Annotated in this window: 21 protein-coding genes and 1 pseudogene; 8 read left to right on the top strand and 14 right to left on the bottom strand. The window is 60.5% G+C overall.

Annotated elements, in window-relative coordinates; translation table 11 throughout:
• The first annotated feature begins 2 nt into the window (after positions 1-2).
• Positions 3-1,115: a homoserine O-acetyltransferase MetX gene (gene metX / locus K7G81_RS10505; protein WP_223030754.1), complete on the top strand. Its 1,113-nt coding sequence runs from the start codon at positions 3-5 to the stop codon at positions 1,113-1,115.
• Positions 1,112-1,699 carry a methionine biosynthesis protein MetW gene (gene metW / locus K7G81_RS10500; protein ID WP_223030753.1) on the top strand — a complete coding sequence of 196 codons (588 nt, stop codon included), beginning with the start codon at positions 1,112-1,114 and terminating at the stop codon, positions 1,697-1,699. Before metX ends, metW begins: the two co-directional genes overlap by 4 nt.
• Before the next feature lie 5 nt (positions 1,700-1,704).
• Here metW and K7G81_RS10495 read toward each other — a convergent pair.
• From K7G81_RS10495 to K7G81_RS10470, 6 genes and pseudogenes are all read right to left on the bottom strand, one after another.
• Positions 1,705-2,214 (bottom strand): annotated as a pseudogene (locus K7G81_RS10495) (GAF domain-containing protein); the annotation flags it as partial.
• 11 nt (positions 2,215-2,225) lie between these two features.
• Positions 2,226-2,756 carry a single-stranded DNA-binding protein gene (ssb, locus tag K7G81_RS10490; protein ID WP_223030751.1) on the bottom strand — a complete coding sequence of 177 codons (531 nt, stop codon included), beginning with the start codon at positions 2,754-2,756 and terminating at the stop codon, positions 2,226-2,228.
• Between the two features lie 9 nt (positions 2,757-2,765).
• Positions 2,766-4,634 carry a ferrous iron transporter B gene (gene feoB, locus K7G81_RS10485; protein ID WP_223030750.1) on the bottom strand — a complete coding sequence of 623 codons (1,869 nt, stop codon included), beginning with the start codon at positions 4,632-4,634 and terminating at the stop codon, positions 2,766-2,768.
• Position 4,635: 1 nt separating this feature from the next.
• The gene (locus tag K7G81_RS10480) at positions 4,636-4,908 is read right to left on the bottom strand and encodes a FeoA family protein (RefSeq protein ID WP_223030749.1); all 273 of its coding nucleotides are present in this window, start codon (positions 4,906-4,908) and stop codon (positions 4,636-4,638) included.
• Positions 4,909-4,971: 63 nt separating this feature from the next.
• Positions 4,972-6,561 (bottom strand): L-aspartate oxidase, encoded by a 1,590-nt coding sequence (nadB, locus tag K7G81_RS10475; RefSeq protein WP_223030748.1) that lies wholly within the window; start codon positions 6,559-6,561, stop codon positions 4,972-4,974.
• Between the two features lie 81 nt (positions 6,562-6,642).
• Complete coding sequence (locus tag K7G81_RS10470; protein ID WP_223030747.1) at positions 6,643-7,830, bottom strand: glycoside hydrolase family 27 protein; 1,188 nt, start codon at positions 7,828-7,830, stop codon at positions 6,643-6,645.
• A gap of 395 nt (positions 7,831-8,225) precedes the next feature.
• Between K7G81_RS10470 and K7G81_RS10465 the strand changes: the two genes are divergently transcribed.
• Positions 8,226-10,331 (top strand): glycoside hydrolase family 2 protein, encoded by a 2,106-nt coding sequence (locus K7G81_RS10465; protein ID WP_255586908.1) that lies wholly within the window; start codon positions 8,226-8,228, stop codon positions 10,329-10,331.
• A 433-nt stretch (positions 10,332-10,764) separates the two neighbouring features.
• On the opposite strand, the gene K7G81_RS10460 is transcribed toward K7G81_RS10465, so the two are convergent.
• The 6 genes from K7G81_RS10460 to K7G81_RS10435 all read right to left on the bottom strand — a co-directional run bounded on the left by K7G81_RS10460 (position 10,765) and on the right by K7G81_RS10435 (position 18,217).
• Positions 10,765-12,051: a deoxyguanosinetriphosphate triphosphohydrolase family protein gene (locus K7G81_RS10460; protein ID WP_223030746.1), complete on the bottom strand. Its 1,287-nt coding sequence runs from the start codon at positions 12,049-12,051 to the stop codon at positions 10,765-10,767.
• Between the two features lie 97 nt (positions 12,052-12,148).
• Complete coding sequence (locus K7G81_RS10455) at positions 12,149-12,355, bottom strand: hypothetical protein (protein WP_223030745.1); 207 nt, start codon at positions 12,353-12,355, stop codon at positions 12,149-12,151.
• Positions 12,356-12,907: 552 nt separating this feature from the next.
• Entirely contained in the window at positions 12,908-13,843 is a 936-nt protein-coding gene (locus tag K7G81_RS10450; RefSeq protein WP_223030744.1) for a hypothetical protein, read from the bottom strand.
• Positions 13,843-15,729 carry an ORC-CDC6 family AAA ATPase gene (locus K7G81_RS10445; RefSeq protein WP_223030743.1) on the bottom strand — a complete coding sequence of 629 codons (1,887 nt, stop codon included), beginning with the start codon at positions 15,727-15,729 and terminating at the stop codon, positions 13,843-13,845. The genes K7G81_RS10450 and K7G81_RS10445 overlap by 1 nt, the downstream gene beginning before the upstream one ends.
• Positions 15,726-16,931 carry a metallophosphoesterase family protein gene (locus tag K7G81_RS10440; RefSeq protein ID WP_223030742.1) on the bottom strand — a complete coding sequence of 402 codons (1,206 nt, stop codon included), beginning with the start codon at positions 16,929-16,931 and terminating at the stop codon, positions 15,726-15,728. The genes K7G81_RS10445 and K7G81_RS10440 overlap by 4 nt, the downstream gene beginning before the upstream one ends.
• Complete coding sequence (locus K7G81_RS10435) at positions 16,928-18,217, bottom strand: DNA adenine methylase (protein ID WP_223030741.1); 1,290 nt, start codon at positions 18,215-18,217, stop codon at positions 16,928-16,930. Before K7G81_RS10435 ends, K7G81_RS10440 begins: the two co-directional genes overlap by 4 nt.
• A 397-nt stretch (positions 18,218-18,614) precedes the next feature.
• On the opposite strand from K7G81_RS10435, the gene K7G81_RS10430 reads away from it, so the two are divergent.
• The 3 genes from K7G81_RS10430 to K7G81_RS10420 all read left to right on the top strand — a co-directional run bounded on the left by K7G81_RS10430 (position 18,615) and on the right by K7G81_RS10420 (position 20,742).
• A complete protein-coding gene (locus tag K7G81_RS10430; RefSeq protein ID WP_223030740.1) occupies positions 18,615-19,388 on the top strand; it encodes a dCTP deaminase domain-containing protein in 774 nt (257 codons plus the stop codon).
• Positions 19,389-19,391: 3 nt separating this feature from the next.
• A complete protein-coding gene (locus K7G81_RS10425) occupies positions 19,392-19,745 on the top strand; it encodes a hypothetical protein (protein WP_223030739.1) in 354 nt (117 codons plus the stop codon).
• A gap of 193 nt (positions 19,746-19,938) precedes the next feature.
• Positions 19,939-20,742 carry a beta/alpha barrel domain-containing protein gene (locus K7G81_RS10420; RefSeq protein ID WP_369412082.1) on the top strand — a complete coding sequence of 268 codons (804 nt, stop codon included), beginning with the start codon at positions 19,939-19,941 and terminating at the stop codon, positions 20,740-20,742.
• A gap of 358 nt (positions 20,743-21,100) precedes the next feature.
• Here the strand turns inward: K7G81_RS10420 and traA are convergent, their stop codons facing one another.
• Entirely contained in the window at positions 21,101-23,998 is a 2,898-nt protein-coding gene (traA, locus tag K7G81_RS10415) for a Ti-type conjugative transfer relaxase TraA (protein ID WP_223030737.1), read from the bottom strand.
• Between the two features lie 171 nt (positions 23,999-24,169).
• Between traA and K7G81_RS10410 the strand changes: the two genes are divergently transcribed.
• Both K7G81_RS10410 and K7G81_RS18025 read left to right on the top strand, forming a co-directional pair.
• Positions 24,170-24,496, top strand: coding sequence for a conjugal transfer protein TraD (locus K7G81_RS10410; RefSeq protein ID WP_223030736.1), 327 nt, complete (start codon positions 24,170-24,172; stop codon positions 24,494-24,496).
• Positions 24,497-24,512: 16 nt separating this feature from the next.
• Positions 24,513-24,719, top strand: a complete 207-nt coding sequence (locus tag K7G81_RS18025; protein WP_223030735.1) for a conjugal transfer protein TraD — start codon at positions 24,513-24,515, stop codon at positions 24,717-24,719.
• A 10-nt stretch (positions 24,720-24,729) separates the two neighbouring features.
• On the opposite strand, the gene K7G81_RS10400 is transcribed toward K7G81_RS18025, so the two are convergent.
• On the bottom strand, positions 24,730-25,019 hold a 290-nt coding region (locus K7G81_RS10400; RefSeq protein WP_223030734.1), incomplete at its 5' end, for a YbaK/EbsC family protein.

Below are 25,019 nucleotides of genomic sequence, written 5' to 3'. Positions count from 1 at the left end.
GAATGGACAACCGCTTCGGCCTCGACCGCCGCGTGACGCTCGCCGGGCCGCTTGCGCTCGACAGCGGGGCTGCGCTCGCACCGGTCGAGATCGCTTACGAAACCTACGGCACGTTGGCCGAGAACGGCGGCAACGCCATCCTGATCTGCCATGCGCTGACGATGGATCAATATGTTGCAAGCCGCCATCCGGTCACCGGCAAGCCCGGCTGGTGGCTGCAGATGGTCGGCCCAGGCAAACCGATCGACACCGATCGCCACCTCGTCGTCTGTGCCAATGTGATCGGCAGTTGCATGGGCTCGTCGGGGCCCGCGAGCATCGATCCGGCGACCGGCGAGCCCTATGGCATGGCGTTCCCCGTCATCACCATCCGCGACATGGTGCGTGCCCAGGCCATGCTGCTCGACCATCTCGGCATCGGGCGGCTGAAGGCGGTGGTCGGCGGCTCGATGGGAGGAATGCAGGCCTTGTCATGGCCGGCGACCTTCCCGGATCGAGTCGAAGCCGCGGTGGTAATCGCCTCCACCGCCAGGCATTCGGCGCAGAACATCGCCTTCCACGAAGTCGGCCGGCAGGCGATCATGGCCGATCCCAACTGGCGCGATGGCGATTATTACGGCTCGGGCAGCGCGCCCGCCGCGGGCCTGGCGGTGGCGCGAATGGCGGCGCACATCACCTATCTGTCCGAAGCCGGCCTTACCGAGAAATTCGGCCGCAAGCTTCAGGCGCGCGACGCCAAGACGTTCGGCTTCGACGCCGATTTCCAGGTCGAAAGCTATCTGCGCCACCAGGGCCTTGCCTTCACCGACCGGTTCGATGCCAATGCCTATCTCTACATCACCCGGGCGATGGACTATTTCGACCTTGCCGAGGAACATGGCGGGATGCTGGCCAACGCCTTTCGCGAGACGCGGGCGCGCTTCTGCCTGATCAGTTTCGATACAGACTGGCTCTACCCGACGCGCGAATCGCGTGCCGTGGTGCAAGCGCTCCATGCCGCCGGCGCGCGCGCGAGCTTCGTCGAACTGTCGAGCCCGTTCGGCCACGATGCCTTCCTGCTCGATTCGCCCGAGATGAACCGCGTGATCCACGGCTTCCTGAGGAACGGCGGATGAGCCTGCGTCCAGACCTCGCGGTGATCGCCGATCATGTCGCAGCGGGCAGCCGCGTGCTCGACATCGGCTGCGGTGATGGCGCGCTGATGGCGGCATTGCGCGACGATCGCCAGGTCGATGCGCGCGGGCTGGAGCTCGACCCCGCCAATGTCGCCGCCGCCGTCGGCCGCGGCCTTTCCGTCGTGCAGGGCGATGCCGATGCCGATCTCGCCGCTTATCCCGATCAAAGCTTCGATTACGCGATCCTCAGCCAGACGCTGCAGACGACGCGCAACCCGCACCTAGTGCTCGATCAGTTGCTCCGGATCGGCGGGCGCGCCTTCGTTTCCTTCCCCAATTTCGCGCATTGGCGGGTCCGCGCCTCGCTGTTGTGGGGTGGCCGGATGCCGGTGACCAAACTGCTGCCTGAACGCTGGTATGATACGCCCAACATCCACCACGTCACGATCGACGATTTCCGGGCGCTGGTGAAGGAGCGCGGGATTACGGTGGAGGACGCCTGGTTCCTCAACAACGGCCGGCGCACCGGCGCCGCCGCCGCCAATTTCCGCGCCGAGCACGCGGTGTTCCTGCTGCGGCGCTAAGCCGCGCGGAACTGGCGGTTGCGGTCGAGCCGCTGCATCACATCGGCAGCCAGCACCAACAACCCCTGTCGCTGGAGCGGCGTCAGCCCCTCGCGCGGGCGCGTATCGATCACGCAGAGCGAGCCAAGCGGCGTGCCATCGGACGCGACGATCGGCGCGCCGGCATAGAAGCGGATGCCGGGCTCGCCGGTGACCAGCGGGTTATCGGCAAAGCGGGTGTCGGCCGTCGCATCGGGCACGACCATGATGTCGTTCCCGATCATCGCAAACTGGCAGAAGCTCGTCTCGCGCGGCGTTTCGCTCTGATCGAGGCCGGTTCGCGCCAGGAAAGTTTGCCGCCGTTCCTCGACGATGCTGACGAGCGCAGTCGGCGCGTCGCATAACGCAGCGGCGAAGGCGGTAATCCGGATGAGGGCCGGATCGTCGCGCACCGCTTCGATATCGTGCTCGGCAATGGAGCGCGCCCGCGCGGCCTCATCGATGCGCCAGCCAGGCGCAATTTCGCTATCGTTCATCGCCGCGTCGCTCAGAACGGCACGTCGTCATCGAGATCGTCGGAAAAGCCGCCGCCACCGCCGCCGAACCCGCTCGATCCGCTGCCGCCCTGGCCGCCGCCGCGATTGTTACCACCGCCGAAATCATTGCCGCCGGCGCCCCAATCATCCCGTCCGCTGGAGACGCCGCCACCGCTGCCGCCGCCGCCCGGCGCGCCATCGAGCATGGTCAGCACGCTGTTGAAGCCCTGCAGCACGATCTCGGTCGAGTAGCGATCGTTGCCCGATTGGTCCTGCCATTTGCGCGTCTGGAGCTGGCCTTCGATATAGACCTTGCTGCCTTTGCGCAGATAACGCTCGGCGACATTGGCAAGGCCTTCGTTGAAGATCGCGACCGAATGCCATTCGGTCTTTTCCTTGCGTTCGCCGGTATTGCGATCCTTCCACGATTCGCTGGTCGCGATGCGCAGGTTCACCACCTTGCCGCCATTCTGGAAGGTGCGGCTTTCCGGGTCGCGGCCGAGATTGCCGACCAGAATCACCTTGTTCACGCTGCCGGCCATGTTCGCTCCCTACAATCCGATTGCTGTCGCGACCCAATAGGTCGCCCCCGCAGCGATGTAGGCGAGCACGAACAAATAGCCAACCATGAACGCCGGCCATTTCCAGCCATTCGTCTCTCGCCGGGTAATCGCGATCGTCGAGATGCACTGCGGCGCGAACACGAACCACATCAGGAAAGCGAGCGCGGTGGCCAGGCTCCAGCGGTGGCGCAGATTGTCGATCATCGCGCGATTGCCGTTGTCGCTATCCGGATTGTCGACCGAATAGACCGTGCCGATCGCGGCAACGGCAACCTCCCGCGCCGACATCGCGGGGATAAGCGCCAGCGAAATGTCGCGATTGAACCCGATCGGCTGGACGATCGGCTGGACGACGGTGTTGGCGATCCGCCCGGCAATCGAATAATCGACTGGCGAGACGTGGCTGCCGGCCGGCGGCTGCGGGAAGCTCAACAGCGCCCACAATATGATCGTCGTCGTCGCGATGATCGTGCCGGCGCGTTTGAGAAAGATCACCGCACGGGTCCACAAGCCCAGCACGATATCGCGCGCGCGCGGCATCTGATATTTGGGCATCTCCATCATGAAGCCCGACGAAGCGCCCTTGGTAACGGTCCGCCGCAGCACGAGCGCGGCGAAGAACGCACCGACGATGCCCATCACATAGAGCGCGAACATGACGAGGCCCTGCAGGCCGACGAAGGGCAGTACGCGGGTATCGGGGATCAGCGCGCCGATGATGAGCGTATAGACCGGCAACCGCGCCGAGCAGGTCATCAGGGGCGCGATCAGGATCGTCGTCAGCCGGTCCTTCTCGTCCTCGATCGTGCGCGTCGCCATGATGCCGGGAACGGCGCAGGCGAATGACGAGAGCAACGGGATGAACGCCCGCCCCGACAGGCCGACGCTCGCCATGATGCGGTCCATCAGGAAAGCCGCGCGGACCATGTAGCCCGAGGCTTCGAGCATCAGGATGAAGAAGAACAGGATCAGGATCTGCGGCAGGAACACCACCACCGCGCCGACGCCGGCGATGACCCCATCGACCACCAGCGAGCGCAGGATGCTGTCGGGGAAGGTGGCGGTGATGAAGCGGGCGAGTGCATCGAACCCGGCCTGGATCAGGTCCATCGGCGCCTGCGCCCAGGCGAATACCGCCTGGAACATGACGAACAGGATCGCGCCGAGCAGCGCGAGGCCGAACACCGGATGCAGCGCGACCGCGTCGAACGCGTGCGTCCAGCGCCGCACCGGTGTTTCGGAAACGGTCGCCGCGAGCGAGATCGCGCGGGCACGGCGCTGGAGCGTCGCGATATCCTCATGGACGCTGTTGTCGCCGGCGCGCAGCGCGACGACTGGCCCCTGACGTACCGCCTCGCCTAGCGCGGCCTTCAGTTCATCGATGCCGCGGCGGCGCACCGCGACGGTGGGGACGACGGGCACGCCGAGTTCGCGTTCGAGCGCAGCTGGATCGAGCGTCAGCCCGTCGCGCGCCGCGAGGTCGATCATGTTGAGCGCGACCACCACCGGCAGCCCGAGCGCGATCAGCTGCAGCGTGAAGCGCAGGTGATTATCGAGATTGGCGGCATCGACGACGACGATCAGGGCGTCCGGCAGCCGCTCGCCCGACTGTGCGCCGGTGACGACGTCGCGCGTCACCCGCTCGTCGGGCGATGACGGATCGAGGCTGTAGGCCCCGGGCAGATCGATCAGTTCGACCGGGCGGCCATCGGCGAAACTGGTGCGGCCGGCGTGCCGCTCGACAGTGACGCCGGGATAATTGCCGACCTTCTGCCGCGCGCCGGTCAGCGCATTGAACAGCGCGCTCTTGCCGGAATTGGGGTTCCCGACCAGCGCAACCAGTGGGGTGGCATTCATCCTAGCCGGCGAGCGGCGCTACATGGATCGCGCCAGCGACCGCCCGGCGCAGCGCGACCGTCATCCGGCCGATGCGGCACGCGATCGGGCCGCTGCCAAGCCGCGCGCGGTGCAACACTTCAACCTCGACACCTTCGTCGAAACCGAGTTCGCGCAGCCGCCGCGCCTCGGGCACGGCGAGTCGCGCCCAATCGATCGCGGCGACCGTTGCATGCTGCCGGCGCGGCAGCGATTCGAGGCTGACAGGCAGTATCACGCGCGACGACATATCCATGCTGCGAGTGATTATCAATAACTAGCCCGAAAGAAAAGGCCGAAAGTGCGAATCAATCGCAGATCATGGCACCAGGATCGTATCGACCGCCTCCGGCAGGGTTTCGGGATAGTCGAGCGTGTAGTGCAGCCCCCGACTTTCCTGGCGGTGAAGCGCCGACCGGACGATCAGATCGGCGGTCTGCAGGAGGTTCCTGAGCTCGATCAGATCGGGCGTGACGCGGAAATGACCGTAATAATCGGCGACTTCATCGGTCAGCAGCTTGATCCGATGCGCCGCGCGCTCCAGCCGCTTGGTGGTGCGCACGATGCCGACATAATTCCACATGAAGCGGCGGATCTCGGTCCAGTTCTGCTTGATGACGACTTCCTCGTCCGAATGCGTGACGCGGCTTTCGTCCCACGGCCGGATCGCGGGCGGTGGCGGCAAGTCGGCCCAATTGGCAGCGATATGGTTGGCGCATGCCTCGCCGAACACGAAACATTCGAGCAGCGAGTTGGACGCCAGGCGATTGGCGCCGTGCAGCCCCGATTGCGTCACCTCGCCGGCAGCATAGAGATGCGGCAGATCGGTGCGGCCGTCGCGGTCGATCAGCACCCCGCCGCAGGTATAATGCTGCGCCGGCACCACCGGGATCGGCTCACGCGTCATGTCGATGCCGAGGCCGAGCAACTTCTCATAGATCGTCGGGAAGTGCCCGCGCACGAAAGCCGGATCGAGATGGCTGATGTCGAGATGGACATAGTCGAGCCCGTAGCGCTTGATCTCGGCGTCGATCGCGCGGGCCACCACGTCGCGCGGCGCCAGTTCCATCCGCTCCGGGTCATAATAGGTCATGAAACGCTTGTGCGTGGTCGGGTTGATCAGCCGCCCGCCCTCGCCGCGCACCGCCTCGGTAATCAGGAAGTTCTTGACCTCGACGTTATAAAGGCAGGTCGGGTGGAACTGCATCATTTCCATGTTGGAGATGCGTGCGCCCGCGCGCCACGCCATGGCGATGCCGTCGCCGGTCGCGCCGCGCGGCGCGGTCGAGAAGAGGTAGGTGCGCCCCGCTCCGCCGGTCGCGAGGATCGTCGCGTTCGCGGTGAACAACTCGACATGCCCGCTCTCGCGGTTGACGGCGTAGACGCCCCACACGTTGCCCGCGCCCGAATAGCGCTCCTCGTGACGGCTGGTGGCGAGATCGATCGCCACGCGGTCGGGCACCAAGGTGATGTTGGGATGCGCTTCGGCGGCGCGCTGCAATGCCTCCTGCACTGCCCAGCCGGTAGCGTCGTTGACGTGAACGATGCGGCGGTGGCTGTGCCCGCCCTCGCGAGTCAGATGCAGGCCGCCACCTTCCGTGTTGAACGGCACGCCCAGCTCGACCAGCCGCTCGATCGCGCGGGGCGCATTCTCGACGACGAACTCGACGACCGCGCGGTCGTTGAGACCGGCGCCGGCGATCATCGTGTCCTCGATATGGCTTTCGAACGTATCGCCCGGTTCGAGCACCGCCGCGATCCCGCCCTGCGCCCAGGCCGTCGAGCCTTCGTTCAACTGCCCTTTGGCGAGTACGGTGACGCGAAAGCGGTCAGCGAGATTGAGGGCCGCGGTAAGGCCGGCTGCACCGGAACCGATAATCAGGACGTCGGCGGAACGAATGTCGCTCATGGCGGCTCTATGACAGCCGCGTGACCAATTGGGTAGAGGCCTGATTGTGCCGCCCGCGATCCGCTCGCCGGGCAGTGTGACTCAAGGCTCGATTCGGAGCATGACGACCGCGTGCGGCGCCACCGTGCGTTCCAGCCCGGCTGATTGGCCATGCCAAACTTGTTTGCTCCACAGGTCGGTGACGGTCGCCTTTAGCCGCTTCGGATAGCCGAGCGCGCCCCATTTGACGCCAACCGTACCCGGCGTCTCGCCGCGGTTGAGGAACAGCACCGCGCGTGCACCGCCTGTCAGCGGCTTCATCCATACCTCCATGTCGCCCTGCCGGTCGATCCGTCGCCCCTGCTCGCCGAGCGCGTCCTGATCGACCGCGATAACCTCCTTGTTGAGCAGGATGGCGCGAATCTCCGGCGTCATGTTTGCCAGATCGTTGCCTGCCATCAACGGCGAGGCCATCATCGCCCAAAGCGAGAAATGGGCACGATATTCGTTCTCGCTCATCCCGCCATTGCCGACTTCCAGCATGTCAGCGTCGTTCCAATGGCCCGGTCCGGCGAACGGCCATAACGGCTCGTTGAGGTCGATGATATCCATCACACCGAGCGAATAGCCATTCGAGTTCGGCCCAGCCCAATGATCCCAGATGTCGCCCGTGGTGCGCCATAGATTGCCCGTATTCGTCGCCCACAGCCACGGCTTGGCCGTGCCCCACTCGCAAATCGAGAAGACGATCGGGCGTCCGGTGGCACGCAAAGCCTCAGCCATCGTCCGATAAGCCTCCCGAGCGTCGCGCGTGCCAGTCGAACACCAATCGTATTTGAGATAGTCTACCCCCCACCGGGCATATTGCAGCGCATCCTGATATTCGTGTCCCTGGCTGCCGGGGCGATGTGCGCACGTCTGGAAACCCGCGTCAGAATAAATCCCGAATTTCAGCCCCTTGCTATGAACGTAATCCGCGAGCGCTTTGATCCCGGAGGGGAATTTAGCGGGGTCGGGCTGGATGAACCCGTTGGCGTCACGCTTGCCCTGCCAGCAATCGTCGATGACGAGATATTTGTAGCCGGCGTCACGCATGCCGTTGGATGCCATTGCGTCGGCTGCCGCCCGCACTGTCTTCTCGCTATTGTCGCAACCGAACTTGTTCCAGCTGTTCCAGCCCATCGGCGGGGTCAGCGCCAAACCGTTCGCATCAAGCGGCTTAGGCGGATCGTCGGCGAGGGCCGGCACGGCAAGCAACAATCCCAACAAGATCGCCACCAATACCCGCATTTTCGCTCTCCCCTCCGCCGCTGTTGCCAACTTGCCAATTTCATCTCAATAGCGATATTGCTAACGCTATCAAGCGCAGTAATTTCAATGATCTCCGCGGAAAGCCTATGGCCGCGCGTGCACTGCACGAAAATGGACCTTCGTGTTGAACAGATCGCGCGTGCGACTAATACATATTCATAAAGCGAGAAGCCGCATGAACCCATGCCGTTGTCAATTTCAATTTTAATGTCGCAAATATTCGCTGATCGACGCTCCCCCGTCCGCTCAAGCCCGCCTTGTCGGGAAGCTACTTCGCGTTGCTGGTTCCGCTGGCCTAGCGCCAGCGGGTCTCTTTTTTGCGCTGCTCTCCGCTGACCCGGTTAAGGATTCGACATAAATCAAGGAGGAGCCGGATGCTGATGGGTCTGTCACCGTATCGCCGATTGTTGTTCTGCCTGATCGGTATGTTGGCCTTGGTGACGTGCTTGCCGCCCGCAATGGCTCTGCCGCGCAGCGCGACGCCGATCGACGCTGTCTGGTCGTTCATGAAGGCTGATGCACCGGGTGCCGATGCACCGTCCTTTAACGACGGCGGTTGGAGCCACGTTACGCTGCCGCATACTTTCAACGGTGGCGATGGCGACGACGGCGGCAATTACTATCGGGGACCGGCCTGGTATCGGACCCATATCGAGATGAAGCGAAAAGACCCGGGCCGGCGCTACTATCTCGTGTTCGATGGCGCGGCGCTCGCTACAGACGCATGGGTGAATGGGCGTAAGGTCGGTCGGCATGAAGGCGGCTATGCCCGCTTCAGGTTCGACGTCACGGACGCATTGTCCGTTGGGCCGAACGTGATCGCCGTGCGGGTGGACAACAGCAAAGTTCCTCAAATCGCGCCGCTTGGCGGCGATTTCACGGTATTCGGTGGGCTCTACCGCCCGGTTTCCCTTGTCTCGACTGATAACGTGCATGTCGACATGATGGATTACGGTGGCCCTGGCGTTTACGTGTCGACCCCGCACGTCAGCGCAAAAACCGCGCGCATCCGTGCACGAACGCTGGTGACCAACGATAGCGGCCGAGCGGAGCCGTTGCGCGTCGTGAATAGCATTCGCAATGCCGAAGGCCGGGAAGTTGCACAAAGCACCAAGGCGGTGACGGTGAAAGCGGGCGACACCGTTTCAGTTGTAGCCGAAACCGATCTCGCCGATCCGCATTTGTGGAACGGTGTTGCCGATCCCTACCTTTATTCCGTAGTCACCAAGATAATCGATGTGACGGGCCGAGAGCGGGACCGCGTCGAAACGCCGCTGGGCATTCGTTCGATCGCCATTACCGCGGACCAGGGCCTGATCCTCAACGGCCGGCGCTACGCCGTGCACGGTGTGGACTTTTTCAACAGCGAACGACCAGGCCGCGGAACGGCCGTGACGGACCGGGAAGTATCGGCCGATATGCAAGTGATCGCCGACTTGGGCGCGACAGGCGTTCGCTTCGTTCATTTTCAGCACCCCCAGCGTGCCTACCAGGACGCCGATAGGCTGGGGTTACTCGTCTGGACCGAGATACCGCTAAATGGGGCGATCGACGCGGGGAGCGCCTTCCAGCACAATGTGGAGCAACAAATGCGCGAATTGATCGCGCAGAATTTCAATCATCCCTCGGTCATCGTGTGGGGCCTCGGCAATGAGGTCTATGCCGAAAATCCCGACGTGCTGCGCGTCATACGCGCGGTTCAGGAGGCGGCAAAGGCCGCAGATCCATCGCGTCGAACTGTTTACGCCCATTGTTGTCAGGCTGATGACGCCCCCAAGGCGACGATTTCCGATGTCGGCGCCTACAATCGCTATTTTGGCTGGTATCCTGAGCAGGTAGGTACGCTCGGCGGATGGGCGCGCGATTTCCATACGAAATTTCCGCATCGGGCATTCGCCATCAGCGAATATGGCGCTGGCGGCAGCATTCGCGACCAGGAAGAGGATCCGAAACCACCGGTAACGACGAGTGGATGGCATCCCGAACAATTCCAAACGCTTTACCATGAGAATAATTGGCGTCAAATCAACAATTTAAAGTATATCTGGGGTTCGTTCGTCTGGGTAGCGTTCGATGTGGCATCCGATGGCCGTGCCGAAGGTGATCGCAACGGGATCAACGACAAGGGGTTGGTGACCTATGACCGCGCCGTGAAGAAGGACGCTTATTTCTGGTATCAGGCGAATTGGTCAAATCGACCGATGCTCCACGTCGCTGACAGCCGCTATCGTTATCGAACGAAAAGGAAGGCGCAGGTGAAGGTCTATACCAATAGAACGAGCGTTCATCTGACGCTCAATGGCGAGAATCTTGGGAACGCGCCGGTTCAGGATCATATCGCATTGTGGCCTGACATCAGTCTGCGGCCGGGAGTGAATGTTGTTATGGTCACGGCGGATGGCCTGACAGACGAGGCGATATGGACCTACGATCCGGCGTCGCCTATCACCACCGCGCCGCCGGGGCGCATCCGAGAGTGAGGCCACGCGTTGTCCGCAATCGCCGCCTTTTTGGCGCGATGCGAACCTAGCCTCGATCGCCTAGCATTGCTTAAACGCTGAAATGGTGGGCGGTGACGGGCTCAAACTAACAGCGAAAAATATTGTCTTTACATCAATTTTCCGCGACCAAGGGTCGACTGAGCCCCCGAAGAGGCCCCATTACTCGAGAGATTCTGGGGTTTGGAACCCAGCTGACTTTGGTTCGACCCGTGGGTCAGCAGCGAAAACTATACCAGTAGGCTGCGAGATTGCCACTTCAGAACGGTGTCACCGCGGCGCCACGATCAGCGCTCATTGGGACGAAGCCGCCGTTCGCCGGCGTGACGGGCAAAGTCTGTTTCGTCAGGAGCGGACCCTCGACGGGTTTACGCCTCCTGCTCGCGAAATAGCAAGTTGTCCCCTCGGCTGATGATTAGCGAACAATGGGGTCCAGTACCAAGCCGCTCTCGGTGCCCATTAGGCGTCCATGAAGTTGATACGCTTCGTTTTCAGTCAGAGAGGCGACGCAGTCTGCCGCCAGCCGCGCGGGCTTGTCATCAGAGTTATCCTCCCAGATGTACTGGAGGCGGGTGGGGAACAGGCCAAGATGGCCGGCTTTGCCTTCTGTGAGGAAAATCGAAAATAGGTCCCGCACAATTCGCTTCTGTCCATACTGCTGCGCATGCAAGGCTGGCAGTCCGATAACGTATTGGCGCGCAAAATACTTCAATAGCCGGACTTCATCCGAGGCGTCAGAATCAATGATGACCGCGTCACCCTTAAGGTCTTCAGCTAATGTCACGGCGCGAACGTACCCCCCGATTAACGTCGAAGTGAAGTTTCGAAGCTGACGTCGTTGCTCGCGCGCGCCGTTGTATACTTCATCCGTGACTCTCGGGAACATCTTGGTTCTGAGTTTAATGCGGTCCATCGCACGCTTCAGGCGGACGTGGGAATCGGCAGGATTGCTCGGGTCTCGAGCCCAATCTTTGAGCGCTCCGTCAATAATCCGATCACGGGCCTTATCAGAGAAAATCTCACTCCAAGGGATTATCCCGACGCGATGGAAATCCTCGAGATCGTGTACGGAATAAGCGATGTCGTCCGCCCAATCCATTAGTTCCGCTTCAGCCGTCTTGTAGTCGCCCCGGCAATGCTCACGCGCCCATTCAAATGCCGTCTTTTCAGACGTGTAAGCTGACCACTTCTTTTTCTTTTTGTCGTTTGAAAGGTCGCGCAGCCATGGGTACTTAAGCGTCGCCGCTAACGTCGCTCTGGTAAGGTCGAGCCCAGGACTATCTTTACCGTACCGAACAGCGAGCTTCGTCAAAATGCGGAACGTCTGAGCATTTCCTTCATATCCGTCCGGAGCAGCATCCTCCACAAGGCCGCCGCAAATGGTCGGATCGCGCACGAGCCTGTCAAGCTCGTACTCTGCGGCATGCCCGAAAGGTGGATGCCCGAGGTCGTGCGCGAGACAAGCTGCCTCGACCACCTCAGCGTCCAGTCCTTGAAGCTTCGCCGCCTTAGGCTGCGCATATAGGCGGTACTGCGCTAGGCGGCGTCCTATCTGGGCAACCTTGTAGGTGTGCTGCTGGCGGGTATGAAAAATGTCGAGTTCGCCGGCGCGTACGATCTGCGTAATGCCAGCCAAGCGATGGAACGCTGAAGAGTAAAGTATCCGGTCCCGATCGCGCTCAAATGCGCCTCTCTGGTCCATTGAGGGTACGAGATCGTCTATATGACAACGGCCAATTCTCGCCTTATCAAGAGGCGACTCTTCCCCAACTGACACTCACTGCCCCCAATATTGTTTCTTAGGCAGCTTCAGCAAGCTGGCGCACAGCTACGACCATTCCTGCACGGTCGAGAGTAATTTTTTCACGCTCGATGGCGCGCTGTAGCCCTTCAATGACATTGTCCATCGGATATTTTTCACTGAGCGTAGCGATAAGGTTGTCGGGATTCACGCCCGTACCAACTAGCTCAAGAATTTCGGCATCTTGCGGGTCCCTGTCGGCCATGGTTGCTCTCCGCCTGGTTAGACCTCTCCGGTCTCACGCAAATTCGTCATTATATAGTGAACGACTAGGCGCGCGATCGGTGCCGGCAATCGCCGGCCGATTGCCAATCTCTCATTTCCCTGGATTTTGTCAAATTCGGTCGCCGCGCTGCGTTGACGCCACGGGCAATAAACTTGGCTGCAAAGCGCATGGAAAAGGTCGACGCCATTTTGAGAGTCGAACGCTAAAAAATTAATTCCAGCGCTGTGAAAGGCATTAACGCCGGCGCAAGGGTACAGTTTGTCGCATGCTTGGTGCATTCAAAATCCGCCGCCGGTGAAAGGCCATAATTGGTCGGAAGCCGCCGGCTTCAGAAAGCGTCAACGCCACGACCGCAGCCGCCAACTTAGCTAACATTCGCGGTGCTTTAATTGCACCTTGAAACCGGCCGTTTATGCAGGCGGCAAGTTATAGCACCTCCTGGGCCGCGCACGGCCGGCTAGGTCAGTCGCGGACACATTGGAGTATACTTTGGGCGTGCCGGACATCGGGGTCGCGACACCACGTAATTGGTCAGCGACGCGCGAAGCGAGTTTGCAAAGTGACAACCTTTCCGCTGGCTATCCGATCGCCGGGTTTGGCGAAGGTTTCTCCGCTTACGCGCCACACGGTAATCTCCGGCGCGTAGGTGCGTGCAACAAGCAGACAGCAAAGGCTAAATATTTTAGGGCCAAAGGGAACGAGAACTGTTCGGGAGGACTGAAGTAGCCCAAACACAAGATTTTCAAGTATGGCGTGAACTCGCGCTGGCGCGTCTACGTAATAATTCATCACGCGCTCGTCCCTGAGCATTTCCTTCAGATCACGGTTGGCCTGATTGACGGCATCGTCATACCGTCGGTCTTCTCCAGTCGGAACGAAGACCCAGACGCTGGTTGGCTCAAGATACTCGATGGTACCAAGCGCGAGGTCATGTTCGTAACCCAAGCCAACCACGGCGGTGATGGGGCGTTCGGGAGTTGAGGTCCAACCTGCATAATCGGGTGTGACAGGTTCGGTTACGGCGACTGGCGCATGTTCGGCATTCTCCCTTACGAACTCCGCCGGCAGATAGACAAACGTGACCCTCATGCCGGCAACACGTTCGACCATACTCAGCTGATAAACAATGTCAGCAAGCATCGGGCGTGACATCGATGAGATATCGACGAGGATAGAGAAATCTCGTTTCTCATCTGTAGGATGATTCTCTATAGACGTTGCCAAAACCTTTGAGAACTCTCCGGTATCTTTTGGTAGGATCTCAAATTTGGCCTCGTTGAGGAAGTCGCGGTTGCTCAAATAGGCGGCGTAATCTTCCTCTGGAAATGCTAGCGCAATCTTCCGGCACGCGTTGATCTGGCCGTGTCGGGCTAGGTGGCTAGACCTCGTCTCATAGCCCAGCGTTCCGATGAACAAGTCGAACCGGTCGTCTAGCGATCCGTCGCCGATGATCTCTATGCCGAGCATTACAGGTCTCCGTTGAACAGCGGCACGGAGCTCGCGCGATCGTCCGTAAGCAGGCGTTGAAGCGAGCCCTCGCGCCCCAGCAGCAAGGGAAGGCCGTAGCTAGTTGCAAGCATGTAGGAGAGACGGAAGCGCTTTCCACGGATGGAGCTAGCGATGGCCTCCGCGCCGGAGTCGGGCACCAGGATGATTGCGCCAGCGTTTAGTGCCCGGCCAAGCGCCAACAGAAGACTGTCGGAGGTATTTGCGTCGACAGTAAATGATAGCACCGGATCAGGTGAAAAGTCATCAACGACGATGTGACGGCGAAAGCGCGCGCCGAGGGCGTCCAGCAGCGTGAGTAACCCGCGCGACGCCATCTGTTTGTGGCGAAATGAGCTTGTGCCGTCGGGGACATAGGGAATGGTGCGCAGGAGCGCGCGAAATCGATTTGCGGCGGTCGATATCGCGGTTGCTTGAATTGCACGGGGTACGCGTTGCCCATCATTTTTAAATCGCCGGATCAGCGGGCCCATCAGCCCAATCAGCCAGCGTGGGTTGCCCTCGACGATCGCGAGCAGTGCATCAACGCCATAATAGACGTTTGCGTTCTTGCGACTACGGCCGAGCCGTTGACCGCCGCCGATCGCCTGCGGCTCTGACCGATATGCTTCGCGCACCATGACGATCGAGGTGACCTTGCGAATGACGCTGGCCCGCTCCGCAGAGGGAAGTTCGTGCATCCGGTCGAGATCGACCCGGTTCTCGCTGATATAGGTAGCAAAGCTCGGGTCCTTGATGGCCAGTCGCTTATACCGCTTATGTAGGTCCGTACCTGGGCGGTAGGCCGACGGCTGCACACCTGACACATCTTCGCGCATGCCTATCGAGGCTGTACCAAAGATATCCTCCGGCGTAACGCCGTTACAGCCTGCGTCCGCGATCATAGCTTCCAGAAGGGCGCGTGAGAACTGGAAGCCCTGCTCCTTGCGTGCATACCAGAGTTCGATCGGCTGATAATCCTGCGCCGGCATCGCCGCGATGGCGCTGTTCAGCAGCCCAGCATCTTGATGGTACGGACTGAGCGACAGTTTGAAGAGCAGATTCGAGTTTGTGCTTCGCAAGGCCTTGAGCAGCGTCTGACGAATTGCCTGAGGTGCGATTTCAAGCTCGTCAAACAACAAAGCCCATTTTCGATACGGCTGGTCAGCATAAGTGTTGAACTGCTCGACGCCGAAAGAAACCGCCGAAAGCGCGTCGAGATAAAGAAACTGAGTTTCGGGCAAATGTGGATCGAGTTCTCGCACGCCGGCCAAGGCCAGTTGATTAGCGATCTGTGCGATCTTCGACAGCCGACCTTGGAGCGCTGTCTGCAATGCAAACAATGTCGGTAGTTCGGGCGTCAGCTCCCATTCTCTCGCGAGCGACCGGACAAGCGCAGCTATAGTCTCGCGATCTAGATCGACATATAGGCGGGCAAGCGACGGAATATCAGCGAGGGCCGAGTTCATCGCTTCCTTCATCGCGCGTACCAGCGCAGACAGCATATGCGTGGTAAACGCCGAAAAGCCGAGCAATGTACGCAGGTCATCGGACAACCGAGCTTCGCCGAGCGCCGTCAACTGTGCGCCCCAGCTAATGTCCGCTGCGACAAACACCCCGGTGAAATCGATCTTCTTCCTAAAGCTGTCGGCATCCTGATGATTCCATGACGCGAGCGCTGGCAGCTGGAGCATCTTGAGCAGCGTGGTTTTCCCACTGCCTCGTGGGCCTACCACGATGCTGTGATTCCGGAGGATCAGTTCGTCAAATTGCCGGGGTGGTATAAAGCGCTGAGCAACCTGGGTTGGATCAAGATTTCGCGCATTGAAGGATTCAAAGACGCTTGGTGCTGACATGAGGATATTCATGTTCGCCCCACTTCGCAGATAATGCCGTCCTTGAGTTGAGCGATGATCCCATGTGATGAGCCCAATCGCCGCACGACGGCTTCAATTTCCTCTGGGCGCAGGTAGCGCAATCTCGGGATAGCGGTCAGCAATTCCTCGCCAGTCAAAACGCTCGTTTTGTCTTCCAAATGTTTTGCAATCATCGTTGCGATCGTACGGGCAGATTCCCGCCAACCAAAACCGACCTGGTGCGGTAGGCCTGAGCCGGCGCCCGCGGGTTGCCAGCCGGACATATTGATCCAGTCCCAAGCGGTCAGCGTTCCCGCTAGATCCAGTTCCAACGTGTCGAGATCACCTATAGGAATCTCAAGGATGTAGAATTGATTGCGCGCACGACTGGCAATCTTCTGATACAGGAATGCGCTCAGCGACCCAGCCGAAAAAATTATCGGCGATGATGCGCCCCCAGAGGCATAGGCGAGTCGGGGGTAATGTTTGTGGCCATGGATCATCAGCCATGACCCGTACTCACCGGAATCGAGCAGATCTATCAGGCGATCGCCTCCCACCATCTCGCTATAATCTTCTTCATTGACTGGATTATGCGTAATTGGGTGATGATGACAGACTAGGATGTTGATCCGTTTTTCGCCACCAGCGAGCGCCATACGAAGCGCAGAAAGTGTCTTCGAGCTGATCCTGCCATGACGAAATTCGGGTTTGGCATCGGGTCCATACCCGTGAAAAGCAGACGAGTTGAGCAGCACGACCCGCACTTCGTCAAACTCAACGATCACGAAATTGCGTGACCAGAAGCGATCGCAGAGCGCTTCTTCAACACCTGGAAACATAGGATCCAAGGATTGAAGATTACCTTTAGGATCATGATCGTCGTACTGGTTGCGCGAATCGACATCATGATTGCCCGCGGTGGCCAGAAGATACTTAGCCCCTAGTTGTTCCTTGAGCTCATTGAGCTTTCTCCAGGCGAATATCAGGGCTGCGGGATCAGCCTTATCCGACAAGTCTCCCGGGCAAATCAGCAGGTCTGCGCTCAGCTTATCGCGTTCGATGATCTGGGCTAGGCCACGTAACGGATGCCGCTCGGGAGCGTCCTGAGCATCGGCTGTTCCAATCGTCGACGGGCTTTTGGAATCTTCCGACGAGCCATTAAAGACGTGGAGATCGCTCACCACGGCAATCTTGAGCGTGCGTGAAGTCACGCAGCGATATCCTCGACCTTGAGGATTGGCTGCGTGCGTTGCGTCGCAAGGGTAGCGGCGGCTTTGCCCCGCCAGCGCGCGACAGGATCCTGATAAGCAACGAAGATGTTCTCATCGACGGCATGCTTCTGCGCACCTTTCGATCCGCCCATCGTCGAATGAAGATGCGGAATGACAAGTGGCGCTTCAACGTGCGCGAATTGGTCCGCTAGTAGCTCAAGCACGCGCTTCGTCGAGTTTTTCAGCAGACCATTAGTCGGATAGCTGAGGATGAAGACAGCGGGGAGCTTCGCAGCGGCCGAGATAAGCTCTTTGAAGGCAGCATCAACACCCGCTTTGAGCGAAAAGCCGGAGGTAAATCGGTCTGGTCTATACTGACCTTTTCCTGAAACCTCCGGGTAATCGTAGAGAACTGCATTTTCTAGAACATGATAATATCGGGAATATTGATCGCTGGTGTAGGGGGGGTCGGCGTAAATTACGGCGGGCTGCCCCACTCTTTCCGATAGCGACTGGAGCAGCCTAATGGCGTCCGACTTGAAGATACGATTGCCGCGTCGCCAGACAACATTTCCAATCGGCTGGCTTTCACGAAGTGCAGCGGACCATACTGACCAGCAATTCATTCGTCGTTTGCGCAGCACTCGCCGAATGTTTGCGTCACTCGGCGACAAATATTGAGCAAAGTGGCCGGTGGAATTGCTGACCGTTGACAGCGTCTGGCATAATGCCAGTACCATCCAACCATGCTCTTCGGCAGTCACCTTACCCCGGGACAAAAGATGGTCGGCAGCGTAGCGTATTGAATCGAGTTCGATCGCTTGGCGTACCCCGAAGTAAGTAGCTCCGTGTGAGCCGGTAAGCAGGCAGTGAACCTGCTGGCGGCGCAGGGCACTAATCTGCTTGTCCACTTGCGACATGATCGTGATGACTTCTCGTGTACCTTCCGCGGACCCGCTGGCAAGCGCTCGTCTCTCATGAGCAAGCGTCTCGCCAAACTTTTCTTCAAGTCTGGTCTGGTTGACAGCATAGGGTATCTTCGCACTCTCAACGAGTTCATTCGCTGTCTTGAACGCTCGCGCGGCACAAAACTTCTGACTAGTTAGGAGCGTCGAGAAGTTTTGCACATCATTGCACCAGATAGGTCGCTGGGTGCTGATCTGCGACCCCACAGCGGCAATGCCTGAAAAGAGATCAAGGAAAGGACCATCGGCCATGTCCGCGACGAGGTCAGCGATTTGCGGAGCCAAAAGCTTTTTTGAGCCCATGTAGGTAAAATTTGCCACGATCGCGCTACTCAGCACTTGCCCCGCCGCCTTGGGGCCACGCCGCCCCATGGCATGGCAATCCCGCAGTCTGTTTCCTGTTAGGGACTTTAGGATGTTTAGGTCATCTGTCCACCCTCGGCACCTTATCGCGATTTCGAACATGCGCACTTGAACGAACCCCGAGGTCCGGTGAGAACAAAGTCTCCGTGAATTACCTGGCTAGGGCGCGGAGAAGACAGCCAACCTGACTGCTGCAGTCGCGGTCTGACCAACGGATCCAAGGCAATCTACCCTCAGCCAGTCAACCATGTCGACGGCGCGAACCAGCTATTTTAAACACGCTTTATGCAAATTTATACCGACGATGTAATTAACATGCTTAGTGCCTCGTGTGGCGCGGACGGGAGGGGAATCCATGACAACATTGAACGATGCCGATATTGCGAATGAAATCAGCCGACGTCGGCTGATTCTCAACGCCGACACGAAAAGTTTGAGTGGCGCCTGCTACGAACTTCGGATGGGGAATGTCTATTATGATCTGACGGAAGGCGGTAGGCGCTTTGCGCTTGTCGCGGATGAGACGGCGTTGCTCAAACCGGGACATCGCGTGGTGCTAATTACTGCCGAAGAATTCGACGTTCCAATCGACGTCCTCGTTCGTATCGTTTCGAAGGGATCGCTGTTCAGCATTGGACTGAGCCCGGTTGCGACCTACGCCGATCCAGGGTTCAAAGGCAATCTCGGTATCGTCACCGAAAATATCAGCGATAAATATATCGAGCTCCCGCAAGGTGAGCCGATCGCCAAGGCCGATTTCACCCGGCTATCTGGCCCAGCAGCAAAGCCTTACCACGGGCAGCATGGCTTTCAGGCCGGCATCTGGCCAATCAAAACCCAACTTCAGAAAAGCCATGCCGAACTCTCGCATGACCCGCGCGTGCAATCGGAACGGTCCGAAGCCCTGGCACTTCTCCCGGCGGCGACGCGCACGATCATCAAGAAGATCGAGCGGTCGCAGGCATGGATCAATGGCGCGCTCGCGCTAGCCATGATTGTCAATGCCGGGGCGCTATTCGCGATGGGTCGGGGGTGGATCGACGCATTTCATGCTATCCTCACCAACCTGGTGAGCAGCGCGATCGTTGGTCTTCTTACCTTTTTTGTAACATATTTTCGGAAGCCATGAGCTATGGAATTGTCGGCCCTGATTGAGCAGCAGATCGAACGAGATCGTCGGCGTGGGTTCAGGGTTGATTTCAAGGACTTTGCAGCGCGCGAACAACAAATCACCAACGACCTAGTCGGCCTGTTCGGCGAGATCGGCGAGTTTTCGAACGCCTTGAAAAAGGTGACGCTCGCCCGCACAACACAAGGTTATGAGGGGCAAACGCTCGCGCAGGCCACCCCATATTTGCGCGAGGAGCTTGCCGACGCCGCGATCTACATCTTTCGGCTTGCGACGCTGCTCGGCGCAGATCTTGAAGCGGATATTCTGGAGAAAATCAGTCGTAATGACGAACGCTATCGCCAACTCGAGCGGTAAGCACATATTCTTTTTGGGCGTAAATACGGGCTATGTCACAAATGGCTTGCCCGATAGCCGCTATGTAGATTTCTACCGGCGACGATCTTCACACGGTCTGCATTGCGCCATTATCGGGAATGTAGTGGTGCCTGGGGGGTACGGGAGTAATGAGGTGACGCCGACGCTCACAGGCGACCCCGTGTGGAGTAGGGTGGCTGCCGCCATTACTGAGGGCGGGAGCATAGCCGGCATCCAACTCGCCACAAGCTGGCCAGGTTATGTCGGCACCCGGAAGTTTGTAGGGAATGACCCAGGCAGTGTGATCGAGGACGCCCGCGCGCTCGTCGAGCAACTCGGCCCCGATGGCAGCGCAGCCATAATAAACGCGTTTCACGAGGCGTCGGACGTGGCAATCGGCCATGGATATCGGCATGTACAGCTCCATGGTGCGCACGGCTATCTCCTCAGCCTGCTAATAGACTCTCGCATCAATTCGCGGAGCGAGGAGACCCTTGACCGCTTATCTTTGCTTGCTGAGCGGCTAGCGACTGCTAGGGTTGAGACCTCTCTTCGCATTTCGCTGTTGACGGGGTATGCCGCCTTCGACGCGGCAGGCGCCAAACGCTTCCAAGACAGCGTCGCGGCATTGCCCTTCGACTTCATCGATCTATCGTCCGGCTTTTACAACATCGACAAGCGATTGATCTATCCGAGCCGTCCGGATGTGATCGCTTTACGTCACTCGATGAGTATCAACGTCGCCAGACGCCACCCTGATCGAAAATTCATTTTGTCCGGACGGGCGGTGAACGCCGCCAGCGAGGCGCTTCCAGATAATCTTCATCTTGGGCTCTGCCGCGATTTGATCGCGAACCCGCTCTTTTTGGCTCAACCCGAGCAAGGATGCGAGAATCGCAGCAAGTGTCACTATTTCTCGAGGCGTGAGGGGTCACTGCGTTGCGCGCGTTGGGGCGACGGTGGAAACGCGTCAACTCTGCCACTAGGTGCTATGTGACAAACAGCCGAGGGGGTCCGCCATCAATTATGATAGGGTAAGTCACCCTCCAATGCCGATCGCTCTGGGCGGCTTATGACTAGCATAGTCGCGCGACAATCTGAAAGCGCGTGCCGATTGTTGAAGCTAAGCGGACAGAGGGTTCGGATAACAACTTGGCGATCATCTTAACCGATAATCGATTTGAGCAGGATGACTAGCATCCGAAAAACCGGCAAATTTACAGCGCGAAGCTGGCGCGCCGGCTCCGCACCCAAAACGTCAGCTATCCCAATCTGCGCTCCTTAAACGAGATTTACCGGTTCGTCCGACAGACAAGACATTTTGGTTCAGGTCTCGCAGGCCACGCCCCTTCCTCTCACATCCCGATCTCAAGTCCCCTGCTCCGCCCACGACCAATCATCTCGCCAAGCGCCCGGCCGACGCTCTCGACCGAGTGCGCCGGCAACCCCAACTGCACGCGCCGATTGCGTAGCAGCGATTCCACCTGCGGATCGCGCTCGAGCGACGTCGCCATGCCAATCATCCGGTCGCCCAGCGTGTTGGCGCGTGTGGTTTCGTGCCTGTCCAAGAGGTAGCGGCGTTGCCGCTCGAGCGCCTGCCAGCGCCGAACGAACACGTCGGCGCGGAGGGTGGGATTGGTCCGCATCTCGGCCTCAAGCTGCATCGCCTGGATGGCGTTGCGAGTCTGCCCCCTGGACGCTTCGGTGATCAGGTCGCGATCGTTGGCAAACGCAGCTTCAAGATCTCGCGCGCCATCGGGTTGCAGCTTGCCGAGCTGGGAGCGGCTGTCGGCCAATTCGGCGCGTTGCTCCGCGGTGGGTTTGTCTCCAAGAGACTGCGCGAACAGCATCGCCCGCACGACGCGCCCATGCCGAGTTACCGCCGACGAGAGATAAGGGCGCGGATCGCGCGTCAACGCCGGCGTTGGATCGCGCGTCGGAGCAATGGTGCGTTCGACTGTCGCTGGTTGCCGCTGTGGCGGGGATACCGACCTCAGCTTGAGCCCCGCGAACCGATTCCGCGGTGGTTGGGGCGGCTCGATCTGCCGGCGATCGGCAAATGCGCGCGTATAGTCTGACGCCATGTCCTTGCCACGCTCGCGCGACAGGCCCCGCGTCAATGCCTGTCGATCGGCGAAGTCATCGCGACCATAATGGAGGTCGACGCTATCGCGATGACGGGACAGCGCGACATAGGCGGCGTGCCGATCGAGCCCTGGCGTCGCCAGGACATGCACGCGGTCGACCGTCACCCCCTGCGCCTTGTGGATCGTCGCGGCGTAGCCATGATCTACGGCGGCATAGTCTTTCACGTCGAACGCGATCGCGCGACCGTCGTCCAGCAGCACCGCCATACGGGTCGGCGTTACCGAATCCACTTGGCCGAGCGTGCCGTTCTTCACACCCAGGCTGCGCTCGTTGCGCAGGAACATGACGCGGTCGCCGTCGGCGAACGCGCGTTCGCCACGCTCGGTGGCGACCGTCACGTCGATACCTAGTTCGCCGCCCGCGCGTAGCCGTTCACGCGCGGCAACATTCAGCGCGCGCACCTCGTCATTGGTGTGCGTCAGGATGATGCGTGACGCGCCTGGCGCACTGTGCCGGTCGCGGTCCCACCGCTCGATCAGTCCGGCGCGCGCCTCATCGCGCGTCTCGGCAACGTGGATGCGGTCATGGCGCTCATACAGGCTGATCGCCTCGCCGGTGCGCTCGGTCGCGAGGTACCGCGTGGCATCGCGCTGCCAGTCCTCGCGCTGCCGGCGGATGTCGGTGATCTCGACGCCGCCATGCCGCGCGGCGACCGAGCGGAACGCCGCCCCCGCTTCGATCGCCTGAAGCTGTTCTGGATCGCCGACCAGCACGACCTTGGCCCCGCGTTTCTCGGCTTCGGACAAAACGCGCTCCATCTGCCGCGTCCCGACCATTCCCGCCTCGTCGATCACCAGCACGTCGCGATTGGTCAGCAGCTCGCGACGCTCGGACCATTGATGCTCCAGGCTCGCAATCGTGCGCGATGCAATGCCTGAGCCGCCTTCGAGATTCTCCGCCGCAATGCCCGACAACGCGACGCCGCAGACGTGGTAGCCGACGCTCTCCCACGCCTCACGGGCGACGCCCAGCATCGCCGACTTGCCGGTCCCGGCATAGCCGATCACCACGCCCAACCCTTGTCCTTTGGTGACGTGATCGAACGCGCTGCGCTGCTCGCTCGATAGCATTAGCCCGCGCATCTCCGCGCGCGCGAGTGCGAGCTTGCGGTGTTGCTCACCGACGCCGTGGCGCCGCGCGGCCTCCAGCCGGACGGTGGCCCGCTCGAGCTGCTGCTCGGTGGCGATCATCTCGCGGCTGGTGAACCGGTCGTGCCCGCGCCCGTCCTTGCCCAGCGCCACCAGCTCGGGCGACGCACTTACCGCCGCCATCACGCGGTCGAACTGTTCTTTCCCCTCGCTATGGCGGTGAACGAACATGGCGAGATCGCGGGTGGTGAACGTCGCCTGGGTGCGGGTGATCGCATTGAGCGCCAGCGCCGGGTTCGCCAGCAGCTTGTCGCCATTGGCGCGAGCAATGGCATGATGCTCGTCGAGGCGTTCGGAAGTCAGCCCGTCGGCGACCATCCGGCTCGCAGCAAGGCCGATCTTGTGCTGCGGCTCGAGATCGATGCCCTGTGCTTCCAGCGACCGGTGATCGATCCGCGCGTCGATGTCGAGTTCGGCAAGCCGCGTGTTGACGTGCTGCTCCCACGCTTCGCGCCAATGCTCGAGAAGATCGGTCCGGTTCCAGTCGCGCACCTTGGGCCCGAACCCATCGGCATCGACCGAGCGCATCGTCAGCATCACGTGCGCGTGTGGCTTGGGCAGACCGTCGCTGCCGATATCCCAATGCACGTTCAAATCGGCGATCATCCCGCGGTCGACGAACTCGGCTTTCGCGAACTCGCGCGCGAGGCGAATACCTTCCGCCTGGTCGAGCTCCCTTGGAATGGCGAACTCGATCTCACGCGCAAGCTGCGCGTCCTTGCGCACCTCCGCCGCCTCGACGTCATTCCACAGCCGCTCGCGGTCGCGCAGATGCTCGGGCGCGCCGTCGGGCAGCAGCACCTCGGAATGCACGACGCCCGCCTTGTTGGAAAAGTCATGATGGCGATCGAGACGCTGGTCGTGCAGCCGCGAGGCGGAGCGATAGGCAGCAGCCGCCAGCGCCGACGAGCCGGCAGCGCGCGAGATGACTTTGGCGGAGAAATGGTAGATCGCCATGGCGGCATACCATCTACACCAAACAAGCGACGTCGGCACGACGTATAAGCGCGCCCTCGAAAGATTTCATCAATCTCGGGACGAGGATATCCCAAGAGATTTCAGCGCATTGTTTGTGATCGAGCACCACGATAACTGGTCGATCCTCACATCGCAATGGAGGACCGACTCATGCGTAAGCCACGCGACTTCGATGCCGAACTAAAGGCACTCGACGACAGAGCGAGACAGCTCAAGCAGCGCAAGGTTCAACAGCTCGGCGAGCTGGTGATGGCCACCGGCGCCGACGCATTGCCGGTCGAGGAACTCGCGGGCGCGCTGCTCGCGGTCGCTGCGCAGCGCGATGCAGCGACCAAGGCGGCATGGCGGTCCGCAGGCGAGGCATTCTTTCGCGGCGATGCGAAGGCCGTTGCTCACGGCAATTTGCGCGACGGCAAGGGCGTTGCGCCAGGCAGCGGCGCGCCGCAACCGACTGACGCTAAAGCTGGCGCGTCATGACAGGCGCGCGTGGCAAGTGAAGCGCCGTGAACGAACGCGCCAGCTGATCGAGCTTGGCGGTCTCGTCGCCAAAGCCGGGCTGGTCGAGCTGACGGACGACGATCGCGCGGTGATTCTCGGCTTGCTCGACGAAGCGGCGGCGAAGCTGCGCAGCGCCGAACAGGATCAGTTGCTGATACTGTGGCGGCGACGCGGTCGACGCGCGTTCGACGCCTCGGAATAGTCGCGCCGGGCTACTCGGCGATCGAGCAGAGGTCGGCCCATTCGGCGCCAACCAGTTCGACCAGCCGGTCAGGCGTGACCCGCACCGACGCGGTGCGGCTGCCGGCGGCGGGATAGACGACATCGAACCGCCGCAGCGACATGTCGCAATAGATCGGCAGCGGGCTCGCCAGGCCGAACGGACATACGCCACCGACCGGGTGACCGGTCAGCTGCTCGACCTCGTCGACGCCGAGCATGCGCGGCCGGCCGCCGAGCGCATTCTTTACCTTGCGGTTGTCGAGCCGGGCGTCACCGGCGG

Source organism: Hephaestia mangrovi (genome assembly GCF_019880555.1).
Taxonomy (GTDB): Bacteria; Pseudomonadota; Alphaproteobacteria; order Sphingomonadales; family Sphingomonadaceae; genus Sphingomonas; species Sphingomonas mangrovi.
This window is presented reverse-complemented; position numbering and strand designations above follow the sequence as displayed.